The sequence below is a fragment of the Vibrio sp. E150_018 genome (genome assembly GCF_053544035.1).
On sequence record NZ_JBHGNY010000006.1, the window covers coordinates 160,242 to 170,157 of the forward strand.

Consider the following 9,916-nt stretch of genomic DNA (forward strand, 5'->3'; position numbering starts at 1 on the left):
AAGGAAGGATTATGGCATCAACAATTGATTTTTTAGAAAGTGGCGTCGTGTTTCTGGCCGCTGCTGTGGTCGCTGTCCCTTTAGCGCAACGTTTAGGTTTAGGGTCGGTATTGGGGTATTTGTTGGCGGGTATTGTTATTGGTCCGTGGGGACTAGGCTTGATTAGTGACGTGGATAGCGTGATGCACTTTTCCGAACTTGGAGTGGTGTTATTGCTGTTTCTGATTGGTTTAGAGTTAAACCCCAAAAAACTTTGGCAAATGCGCATGCCTATCTTAGGTTTAGGTGGCGCACAAGTAGTCGTGACAACTCTAGTGATTTCCATGATCGCTAATGCTTTTGGTGTTAGTTGGCAAAATAGTGTAGTGATAGGCATGGGATTAGCGCTTTCTTCAACCGCAATCGCATTAAGGGTTATTGAAGAACAAGGACTAGCGGGTACTGAAACTGGACAATCTGGTTTTTCCGTTTTGCTTTTTCAAGATATCGCGGTCATTCCAATGCTGGCGGTATTACCATTATTAGCTGGTAATGCTGGTGGTGACTGGTTAGATGCGGTTTGGATGATTGGTGGGGGCGTTGGCTTATTAGTTGGTGGCCATTATTTGCTACGACCGATCTTCCGTTATGTGGTGATGAGCCGAGTTCGTGAGTTATTTACCGTAGCAGCCTTGTTATTGGTGATTGGTATTTCCGTGATCATGCAACAGCTTGGTTTATCTATGGCATTAGGCACATTTTTAGCTGGCGTGTTATTGGCAGAAAGTGAATATCGTCATGAATTAGAGATTGCTATTGAACCCTTTAAAGGACTGCTGCTTGGCTTGTTCTTTATGTCGGTGGGTATGGCAGTCAACCTTGAGTTGCTAACGCTTTATCCAATTAAAATTTTGGCTGCAGTCGTGGTGCTGGTGAGTATTAAAGGTTTTATTCTTTACTTACTTGCTCGCCTTATGGGCACACGGGCAAAAGCACGCAGTCGCATGGCGGCAATATTAAGCCAGGGTGGAGAGTTTGCTTTCGTCTTGTTTACTGCCGCAAAAGGTCATGGCTTACTCGGTGCTGAAGTGAGCTCTTTCCTGTTAGTGGTGGTGAGCTTGTCTATGATGACCACGCCCTTGATATTACTTGCTCAGCAAAAATGGTTTGACCGCACAATTAACGTTAGCGATAACATGCAATCGGATGTGGTCGATGAAGGGTCGAAAGTCATCATTGCGGGCTTCGGGCGTTTTGGCCAAGTTGTAGGGCGTTTGTTGTATGCCAATAAGATCCGAGTCACGGTATTAGAAAGTGATGCCAGCCAAATTCAACTTTTACGTAAATTTGGCTACAAAGTGTATTACGGTGACGCCACGCAGCTTGATTTGTTACGGGCCGCTGGTGCTGAAAAAGCGAAAGCCATCGCCATTTGTACCGATTCGCCGGATGAAGTGCTAAAGATCGCTGAACTGTGTAAACAGCATTTTCCGCATTTAAAAATTCTCGCCCGTGCACGTAGTCGGGTAGAAGCTTATCAATTGATGAATATTGGTGTGACATTATTTTCGCGTGAGACTTTCTTAGGGGCTCTTGATTTAGGACGACAAGTGTTAAATCAATTGGGCATGCACCCTTATCAAGCCAAGCGTGCAGAAGCACATTTTAGAAAACTCGACACCACTATGTTAAAAGAACTGATGTCTTTGCATATAGAAGATAAAGATATGGGAATTAGAGCTAAAGAAGCGCGCAAAGAGTTGGAAGAGGTTTTTGACCGAGAGATGGAAAGAGATCGTCAGACTCAACAGCATTGGGACTAGCTCAACTCAGTTATGAAATAGGATATATATGAAAACCAAGAAGAGATTTATTGCTGGTGCTAACTGTCCAAACTGTAAACAAAGCGATAGTTTACGAGTATGGGAAGAAAATCAAATTGAAGTGGTTGAGTGTGTGGAATGTGATTATGTTGAACAAAAAACACCACAAGTGATAGAAACCAGTTCAGCTAACACTAGTTCCAATTCACCTAGCTTCAGTTTGTCTAGTTCAGAACAATTAATCGGTATTTTTAAGCCAGAATGATGATTGCTAACCGCAAGATATTCGTCAGGTTTGTAAAATAATCCTTGATTAGCGATTGAAATCTGTCTGGCTTATCCCCATTATCTTGCACATAGAGATTAAGTGCTCACACATTCTCACGCTTAATCTGAATTTGGAGCGAATATGAAAATTGAAAAGAACGTTGTTGTTAGCTTGGCATACCAAGTAAAAGTAGAAGATGGTGTGGTAGTAGACCAATCAACGGTTGAAGCGCCACTAGACTATCTACATGGTCACAACAACCTAATTACAGGTCTAGAAAAAGAGCTAGAAGGTAAAGTTGCCGGTGATAAATTCTCTGCAACTATTGCTCCAGAAGATGCTTACGGTGAGCACAACGAAGGTCTGGTTCAACGTGTTCCAGCTAACGTATTTCACGGTGTAGATGAAATTGAGGTTGGCATGCGTTTCTTAGCGGATACCGACCAAGGTCAGATCCCAGTAGAAATCACAGAAGTTGATGGTGATGAAGTTGTAGTTGATGGTAATCACATGCTTGCAGGGCAAACATTAACGTTTGATGTTGAAGTTGTTGCGGTACGTGAAGCAACGGAAGAAGAAGTGGCTCATGGTCATGTACATCAAGCGGGTGGTCATCACCACGATCATGATGGCGACTGCTGTGGCCATGATCATGAAGAGAAAAAAGAAGGTTGTGATGGAAATGGCGGCTGTGGCTGCTCTCACTAATCTTTAAAAAAACGCCAACGTCTAATGTTGGCGTTTTTGATTATAGAAAGCCATTTTTTATAGAAACAAAGAAAAACAACAATGTGAATTAGTAATGAGGCGGCGGTGTTTCTTCCGATACATCAGCTAAATTTGAAGCATCCAAGTTTTTGACTTTTCCGACGACAAATTTCATTTGATCTTGCATGCGAGTAATCAACAATTGCTGTTGGCTCAAAGCATCGTTAAGTTCATGGATGGTTTGTTCTTGAAAAGCGACCTGACACTCTAGATCATCAATTCGTTGTTTTAATTCGTTTTCAAGATTATCTGAATGCATTTTATTCACTGTTAAGTTATTAAATCGATGGTACTCAAATTATATCTGAAAGATGCCACATTGTAGATCATTGATTGAGTCGTAGTGTTGCATAAATAATGTCACTTAAGTCGTGTTTTATTGAAACACAAAGTAATAAGCGGATTATTTTTATGGATTAAGGCGGAACTTTGCTAAAAAAATACAGTCAGTTAACAATAGCTTAAATTAAGTACGTGATAGTGTTAACGTAGATTAATGGCATCTAGAGTGACTAGATATAGAGCTTGAACTTGAACGTTCTAACACATTGATAGAGTAAATTTTTATACATCATAACGATGGTTTTCCATCATGCTGGAGAAGTTAATGAAACCGATTTTAAAAGTATCCTTGCTTGCAGCCACTGTTCTACTTGCAGTTGGCTGTCAGAAAGAAGAATCAAAAGAGGCACAAACAACCGCAAAAGCTGAGCAGGCACAATCAGCAGCTGCATCAACATTATACAAAACTGATGATGAGAAGGCGGCATACGCAATTGGTGTTTCTTTTGCTAACTATCTAAATACTAGCATTGAGAAACCAGCAGAAATCGGTATTAACTTAGATAAAGATATCGTATTAAAAGGTATCGAAGACGTATTTGCTAAAAAAGCAGGTATGACAGAAGAAGAAACACACCAAGCACTACAAGATCTAGATAAGCGTGTTTCTGAAAAGATGCAAGCTCAAGCCGCTGAGAAATCTGCTGCAGCGAAAAAAGCAGGTGATGAATTCCGTGCAGAGTTCGCAAAAGAAGATGGGGTGAAGAAGACTGAATCAGGCATTCTTTACAAAGTTGAAAAAGAAGGCGAAGGCATTTCACCAAAAGCAACTGATACTGTAGTAGTGAACTACGAAGGTACTTTAGTTGATGGCACTAAGTTTGACAGCTCATACGATCGTAAAGAGCCTGCAACTTTCCCACTTAATCGCGTTATTCCAGGTTGGACTGAATCCGTGCAACTAATGAAAGTGGGTTCTAAATATAAAGTTGTGATCCCGCCAGAGCTTGCTTATGGCGAACAAGACACACCAACCATTCCTGCTAACTCAACATTAGTATTTGAAATTGAGTTAATGTCAGTGAAATCAGAGGAATCACCAAAGGCTCCTGCTGCAAATTAATTGAACTAGATAGTTTAATTGAGGCTCATCAATATGATGGGCCTTTTGTGTTTTGAGCGCTTGAAAATACACCCCATAATTTGTTCTAAATCATCATATTTAAGTTAGAGCCGTGCCTCTTTCAAATTTTCTGATAAACTTACGTTAATTTGTTTAATTGTTCGACCGTTTTAATAACGATTTTCTATCGGAGTAGAGGTGAGTGTGAGTCAGTCTGAAGTTGTACATTCGGAAGCATTGTTAGAAATGGAATCTGTTCATGTTATGCCCTTCACAGAGCACGATAAGATAATTTTGCATTCTTATGAAGCGGTAGTCGATGGTCTTGCTAGTTTGATCGGTAATTATTGTGAAATCGTGTTGCACTCCTTAGAGGACTTGAATACCTCGGCAGTAAAAATTGCCAATGGTGAAAATACCGGTCGTCAAGTTGGGTCTCCGATTACGGATTTAGCGTTAAAGATGTTAAAAGATATTGAAGGTTCGCAGCGTAACTTTTCTCGTTCTTACTTTACCCGCGCCAAAGGCGGTGTATTGATGAAGTCGATTACCATTGCGATCCGTAATGGTGAGCAACGTGTGATTGGGTTACTGTGTATCAATATCAATTTAGATGCACCTTTCTCGCAAGTCTTACACGCTTTTATGCCTACCGCGGAAGCAGAAGAAGCAGCTTCGTCGGTTAACTTTGCTAGTGATGTTGAAGAGCTAGTGGATCAAACGGTTGAGCGCACTATAGAAGAAATTAATGCTGATAAGTCAGTATCAAACAATACCAAAAACCGCCAAATCGTTATGGATCTTTATGATAAAGGGATCTTCGATATCAAAGATGCGATCAATCGGGTAGCTGACCGTTTAAATATTTCGAAACACACCGTTTATCTCTATATTCGCCAGCGCAAAATTGAGGACGGCGAAAAGTGAGTCAAAGCTTACCCTCGCCAGAAAAAGTGCTGACTTATAGTTTGTTGGTAAATGGCTCGGTTTATGGTAGTCAATCTGCACTCAATGCTTATCAGTTTGCTTGCGCTTTGATTGAAAGAGGTCATCAGTTAGTCAGCGTGTTTTTCTATCAAGATGGGGTTCATAATGCTTCTAGCTTGGCTGTACCTGCGAATGATGAATTTGATCTAGCTAAAGCTTGGCAGCAATTGAGTGAACAACATAAAGTCCGTTTAGAGTCTTGTGTTGCAGCCTCATTACGTCGTGGCATTCTAGATAGTAATGAAGCCAAAACGCATGGGCGAGGTAGTAGCAATGTAGCCCAAGGATTTGAATTGACTGGACTAGGTGGGCTTGCTGGAGCCATGTTAGTACAAGATAGAGTGGTACAGTTTTAATGCGATTAGGTTTTGTATTTCGTTCTCACCCTCATACGAGCGCAAAAGGTAGAGAAGGGCTGGATGCATTGTTAGCAACTTCAGCTTACTGTGAAGATATTGATGTGTTTTTTATTGGTGCAGGGGTGACTCAGTTGTTTCCAGCGCAACAGCCGGCAAACATTTTGTCTAGAGATTATATTTCAGCCTTTAAATTGTTGGATTTATACGAGATTGATAACATTTATATATGCCAATCATCATTAAATGATTATCAAATAAATTCAAACGATTTGATGATTGAAAATAGTGCATTAAGCCAAGCTGAAATGGTAGAAAAACTCCAACAATGCCAAAAAATCCTGACATTTTAATAGGGCAGATAGACATGCTACATATTATTAAGAGCCAATCAGGACTAGCTGATGCGATCAACGTGATTCAACCTGATGATGCAATATTACTCATTGAAGATGCTGTTTATGCTCTTTTTCGTCAATCAAGCCTATTAACTGGATTGAAAGATCAAAAAGATCGTTGCTGGGTGTTACAAGAGGATCTTGGGGCACGTGGTTTGGTTGGTTTAGCAAGTGTTAGTGCTCAGTTAACTGATTTTAAAGGCTTTGTTTATCTTAGTGAACAACACTCTCAATCAATAACTTGGGATTAATCTCAGCATAATTGATACTTTTCTTATTGCTAGAGAAAAAAACTCGACAGCACGATTGTATATTTCTTGACACATCCCCCCTTGATGAATAAAATTTCGCGTCCTTATTTCTCGCTGCATGCAAATGTTGCTTGGAAGTAGGATTAGATTTTTCACAAGCTTATTTTCGTAAATCAGGAGCTATTTAATGGCAACTATTAACCAGTTGGTACGCAAGCCACGTGCAAAGCAAGTTGTTAAAAGCAACGTGCCTGCGCTAGAAGCGTGTCCACAAAAACGTGGTGTATGTACTCGCGTATATACTACTACTCCTAAGAAACCGAACTCAGCATTACGTAAAGTATGTCGTGTTCGTTTAACTAACGGCTTTGAAGTTACTTCATACATCGGCGGTGAAGGTCATAACCTTCAAGAGCACTCAGTTGTTCTTATCCGTGGTGGTCGTGTTAAAGATTTACCAGGTGTGCGTTACCACACCGTTCGCGGCGCTCTTGACTGTGCTGGCGTAAACGACCGTAAACAAGGTCGTTCTAAGTATGGTGTTAAACGTCCTAAGTCTTAATAGCTTTCTGTTTTGACAGAAAAGCGTTAAGTAAGGCCAAACACTAAAATTATATAATTTTGATGAAACTGAAAAGTTTTGGATAACCTGAAGAAGACAACGGAGAAACATCCATGCCACGTCGTCGCGTAATAGGCCAGCGTAAGATCCTTCCAGATCCTAAATTCAAATCTGAATTGCTGGCGAAATTTGTAAACATCCTTATGGTTGATGGTAAGAAATCAACTGCTGAAAAAATTGTTTACACTGCACTAGATACTATGGCTGAGAAATCTGGTAAAGATCACTTAGCTGTATTTGAAGAAGCTCTTGAAAATGTTCGTCCAGCGGTAGAAGTTAAATCTCGCCGTGTGGGTGGTTCAACTTACCAAGTACCTGTAGAAGTTCGTCCGGTTCGCCGTAACGCTCTTGCTATGCGTTGGTTAGTTGAAGCTGCGCGTAAGCGTGGTGAAAAATCTATGGCACAACGTCTTGCAGCAGAAATGCTAGACGCGTCAGAAAACAAAGGTACTGCTGTTAAGAAACGTGAAGACGTTCACCGTATGGCAGACGCGAACAAAGCGTTCGCACATTACCGCTGGTAATGTCTTTTTAGTACTGCAAGGTTCCTTGCAGTGCTTCTTTAGTTCCTATGCTTATGCTAGGAACTATTGCTATATCTAGAGCAAGTAAATATTAATAAAGCAGTGCTTTTAACCAATAAAGTAGATATAGCAATAGTCCCTAAGTCTCTAATAAGAGGATTCAATCGTGGCTCGTAAAACTCCTATAGAGCACTACCGTAATATCGGTATTGTTGCTCACGTAGATGCAGGAAAGACAACCACAAGCGAACGTATTTTGTTCTATACCGGACTTTCTCACAAAATCGGTGAAGTTCACGATGGTGCTGCAACCATGGACTGGATGGAACAAGAACAAGAGCGCGGCATTACAATCACTTCAGCAGCTACTACGACGTTTTGGCGTGGTATGGAAGCTCAGTTTGCAGATCACCGTATTAATATTATCGACACTCCTGGACACGTTGACTTTACCATCGAAGTAGAACGTTCTCTACGTGTACTTGATGGTGCGGTTGTTGTGTTCTGTGGCTCATCAGGTGTCGAACCCCAATCTGAGACTGTATGGCGTCAAGCGGACAAATATCACGTACCTCGCTTAGTATTTGTTAATAAAATGGACCGCACAGGCGCAGATTTCCTACGCGTAGTTGAACAGATCAAAGATCGTCTAGGTGCAACGCCAGTTCCTATTCAATTGAATATTGGTACGGAAGAAAACTTCCAAGGTGTTGTTGATCTTATTAAGATGAAAGCAATCAACTGGAATGATGCTGACCAAGGCATGACTTTCACGTACGAAGATATTCCGGCAGAGATGCAAGAAATGGCCGAAGAATATCGTACAGAGCTTGTTGAAGCAGCAGCAGAAGCAAATGAAGAGCTAATGGATAAGTATCTTGAAGAAGGTGAATTGACAGAAGCTGAAATCAAACAAGGTCTTCGTACTCGTACCCTTAATAATGAAATTGTATTAGCGACTTGCGGTAGTGCATTTAAAAATAAAGGTGTACAAGCTGTTTTAGATGCAGTTATTGACTTCCTTCCTTCTCCAATTGATGTTCCTGCAATTAAAGGTATCGATGAAAACGAGAATGAAGCAGAGCGCCACGCAGACGACAATGAACCGTTTTCAGCACTAGCATTTAAGGTTGCAACAGACCCATTTGTCGGTACTTTAACTTTCATCCGTGTTTATTCTGGGATTGTTGAAAGCGGTAAAACGGCTTACAACTCTGTGAAGAAACAACGTGAACGCTTAGGTCGCATTGTCCAAATGCACTCAAATAAGCGTGAAGAAGTGAAAGAAGTACGAGCTGGTGATATTGCGGCCATCATTGGTCTTAAAGATGTGACGACAGGTGAAACACTGTGCGACCAGAACCATAAAATTGTTCTTGAACGTATGGAGTTTCCAGATCCCGTTATTCAGATCGTTGTAGAGCCAAGCTCTCAAGCAGATCAAGATAAGATGACTATTGCTCTTGGTAAACTAGCAGCGGAAGACCCATCATTTCGCGTTGATATGGATGTGGAAACTGGTCAGACTCTGATTTCAGGTATGGGCGAACTGCACTTAGATATCATTGTTGACCGTATGAAGCGTGAATTTAACGTGAATTGCAACGTTGGTAATCCACAAGTCGCTTATCGTGAAACAATTCGTGGTACGGCGAAAGCGGAAGGTAAATTTATCCGTGAGTACGGTGGTAAGGGGCAATACGGTCACGTATGGCTGAAGCTTGAACCATCAGAAGCTGGCGAAGGCTTTGTTTTCGTAGATGAAATTGCCAATGGTGTTGTGCCGAAAGAGTTCATCACTTCAATCGCGAAAGGGGTTGAAGAGCAGATGAATAATGGTGTACTTGCTGGCTATCCTGTTTTGGATGTCAAAGCGACACTATTTGATGGTTCGTACCATGAAACAGATTCAAGTGAGATGGCGTTTACAATCGCTGCCTCGATGGCTTTCAAAACGGGTGCACTTGAAGCGCAACCTGTTCTGCTTGAGCCTATGATGAAAGTTGAAGTAACTACTCCAGAAGACTGGATGGGTGACGTTGTTGGCGATATTAACCGTCGTCGAGGCATCATCGAAGGTATGGACGAGGGGACAGCTGGCCTGAAGATAATTCGTGCACAAGTTCCGTTGTCCGTCATGTTCGGTTACGCAACTGATTTACGTTCTGCGACACAAGGTCGTGCTTCTTACTCCATGGAGTTTAGTGAGTACGCTGAAGTGCCTAACAATGTTGCAAAAGCAATCATTGCAGAACGCGGTTAAGGTTGATTTGGGGATGAGTTTAATCACTGATCGCCTTATTAAACAATGAATCTATTGCGTTGATGAAAATTGACGCATAAAATAGCAAATTCTGGCGCGTTTTGACGCAAACTTTGTCAAAGCGAATCATAACTAGGAAGGAACACGATTGTGTCTAAAGAAAAATTTGAACGTACGAAACCGCACGTAAACGTTGGTACTATCGGCCACGTTGACCACGGTAAAACAACTCTTACTGCTGCTATCTGTACTACACTTGCAAAAGTGTACGG

At 41.4% G+C, this 9,916-nt stretch carries 13 protein-coding genes; 12 read left to right on the forward strand and 1 reads right to left on the reverse strand.

Annotation, left to right across the window (positions count from 1 at the left end; all coding sequences use genetic code 11):
* Positions 1 to 11 precede the first annotated feature (11 nt).
* The 3 genes from kefB to slyD all read left to right on the forward strand — a co-directional run bounded on the left by kefB (position 12) and on the right by slyD (position 2,778).
* Positions 12 to 1,802 carry a glutathione-regulated potassium-efflux system protein KefB gene (gene kefB / locus ACE3G9_RS08615; RefSeq protein WP_417880291.1) on the forward strand — a complete coding sequence of 597 codons (1,791 nt, stop codon included), beginning with the start codon at positions 12 to 14 and terminating at the stop codon, positions 1,800 to 1,802.
* A 22-nt stretch (positions 1,803 to 1,824) separates the two neighbouring features.
* Positions 1,825 to 2,067, forward strand: coding sequence for a YheV family putative zinc ribbon protein (locus ACE3G9_RS08620; RefSeq protein WP_417880440.1), 243 nt, complete (start codon positions 1,825 to 1,827; stop codon positions 2,065 to 2,067).
* A 144-nt stretch (positions 2,068 to 2,211) separates the two neighbouring features.
* Positions 2,212 to 2,778 carry a peptidylprolyl isomerase gene (slyD, locus tag ACE3G9_RS08625; RefSeq protein WP_089124928.1) on the forward strand — a complete coding sequence of 189 codons (567 nt, stop codon included), beginning with the start codon at positions 2,212 to 2,214 and terminating at the stop codon, positions 2,776 to 2,778.
* Between the two features lie 88 nt (positions 2,779 to 2,866).
* On the opposite strand, the gene ACE3G9_RS08630 is transcribed toward slyD, so the two are convergent.
* Positions 2,867 to 3,097, reverse strand: a complete 231-nt coding sequence (locus tag ACE3G9_RS08630) for a SlyX family protein (protein WP_417880289.1) — start codon at positions 3,095 to 3,097, stop codon at positions 2,867 to 2,869.
* Between the two features lie 348 nt (positions 3,098 to 3,445).
* Between ACE3G9_RS08630 and fkpA the strand changes: the two genes are divergently transcribed.
* From fkpA to ACE3G9_RS08675, 9 genes are all read left to right on the forward strand, one after another.
* Complete coding sequence (fkpA, locus tag ACE3G9_RS08635) at positions 3,446 to 4,243, forward strand: FKBP-type peptidyl-prolyl cis-trans isomerase (RefSeq protein WP_417880288.1); 798 nt, start codon at positions 3,446 to 3,448, stop codon at positions 4,241 to 4,243.
* Between the two features lie 246 nt (positions 4,244 to 4,489).
* Complete coding sequence (locus tag ACE3G9_RS08640) at positions 4,490 to 5,170, forward strand: helix-turn-helix transcriptional regulator (protein WP_267135441.1); 681 nt, start codon at positions 4,490 to 4,492, stop codon at positions 5,168 to 5,170.
* Between the two features lie 29 nt (positions 5,171 to 5,199).
* Positions 5,200 to 5,586 (forward strand): sulfurtransferase complex subunit TusD, encoded by a 387-nt coding sequence (gene tusD / locus ACE3G9_RS08645; protein ID WP_417880439.1) that lies wholly within the window; start codon positions 5,200 to 5,202, stop codon positions 5,584 to 5,586.
* Positions 5,586 to 5,939 carry a sulfurtransferase complex subunit TusC gene (tusC, locus tag ACE3G9_RS08650; RefSeq protein ID WP_417880287.1) on the forward strand — a complete coding sequence of 118 codons (354 nt, stop codon included), beginning with the start codon at positions 5,586 to 5,588 and terminating at the stop codon, positions 5,937 to 5,939. The genes tusD and tusC overlap by 1 nt, the downstream gene beginning before the upstream one ends.
* Positions 5,940 to 5,953: 14 nt before the next feature.
* Complete coding sequence (gene tusB / locus ACE3G9_RS08655) at positions 5,954 to 6,235, forward strand: sulfurtransferase complex subunit TusB (RefSeq protein WP_449218917.1); 282 nt, start codon at positions 5,954 to 5,956, stop codon at positions 6,233 to 6,235.
* Between the two features lie 187 nt (positions 6,236 to 6,422).
* Positions 6,423 to 6,797, forward strand: coding sequence for a 30S ribosomal protein S12 (rpsL, locus tag ACE3G9_RS08660; RefSeq protein WP_004399892.1), 375 nt, complete (start codon positions 6,423 to 6,425; stop codon positions 6,795 to 6,797).
* A gap of 113 nt (positions 6,798 to 6,910) precedes the next feature.
* Complete coding sequence (rpsG, locus tag ACE3G9_RS08665; protein WP_045957025.1) at positions 6,911 to 7,381, forward strand: 30S ribosomal protein S7; 471 nt, start codon at positions 6,911 to 6,913, stop codon at positions 7,379 to 7,381.
* A 166-nt stretch (positions 7,382 to 7,547) separates the two neighbouring features.
* A complete protein-coding gene (fusA, locus tag ACE3G9_RS08670) occupies positions 7,548 to 9,644 on the forward strand; it encodes an elongation factor G (protein ID WP_449218918.1) in 2,097 nt (698 codons plus the stop codon).
* A gap of 150 nt (positions 9,645 to 9,794) precedes the next feature.
* On the forward strand, positions 9,795 to 9,916 hold a 122-nt coding region (locus ACE3G9_RS08675), incomplete at its 3' end, for a GTP-binding protein (RefSeq protein ID WP_253645201.1).

What these genes read in the sequence shown, in the direction of transcription:
- ACE3G9_RS08630 (WP_417880289.1), bottom strand. Translation starts at nt 3,097, where the DNA reads ATGCATTCAGATAATCTTGAAAACGAATTAAAACAACGAATTGATGAT.
- tusC (WP_417880287.1), top strand. Translation starts at nt 5,586, where the DNA reads ATGCGATTAGGTTTTGTATTTCGTTCTCACCCTCATACGAGCGCAAAA.
- fkpA (WP_417880288.1), top strand. Translation starts at nt 3,446, where the DNA reads ATGAAACCGATTTTAAAAGTATCCTTGCTTGCAGCCACTGTTCTACTT.
- slyD (WP_089124928.1), top strand. Translation starts at nt 2,212, where the DNA reads ATGAAAATTGAAAAGAACGTTGTTGTTAGCTTGGCATACCAAGTAAAA.
- kefB (WP_417880291.1), top strand. Translation starts at nt 12, where the DNA reads ATGGCATCAACAATTGATTTTTTAGAAAGTGGCGTCGTGTTTCTGGCC.
- rpsL (WP_004399892.1), top strand. Translation starts at nt 6,423, where the DNA reads ATGGCAACTATTAACCAGTTGGTACGCAAGCCACGTGCAAAGCAAGTT.
- tusB (WP_449218917.1), top strand. Translation starts at nt 5,954, where the DNA reads ATGCTACATATTATTAAGAGCCAATCAGGACTAGCTGATGCGATCAAC.
- rpsG (WP_045957025.1), top strand. Translation starts at nt 6,911, where the DNA reads ATGCCACGTCGTCGCGTAATAGGCCAGCGTAAGATCCTTCCAGATCCT.
- ACE3G9_RS08640 (WP_267135441.1), top strand. Translation starts at nt 4,490, where the DNA reads ATGGAATCTGTTCATGTTATGCCCTTCACAGAGCACGATAAGATAATT.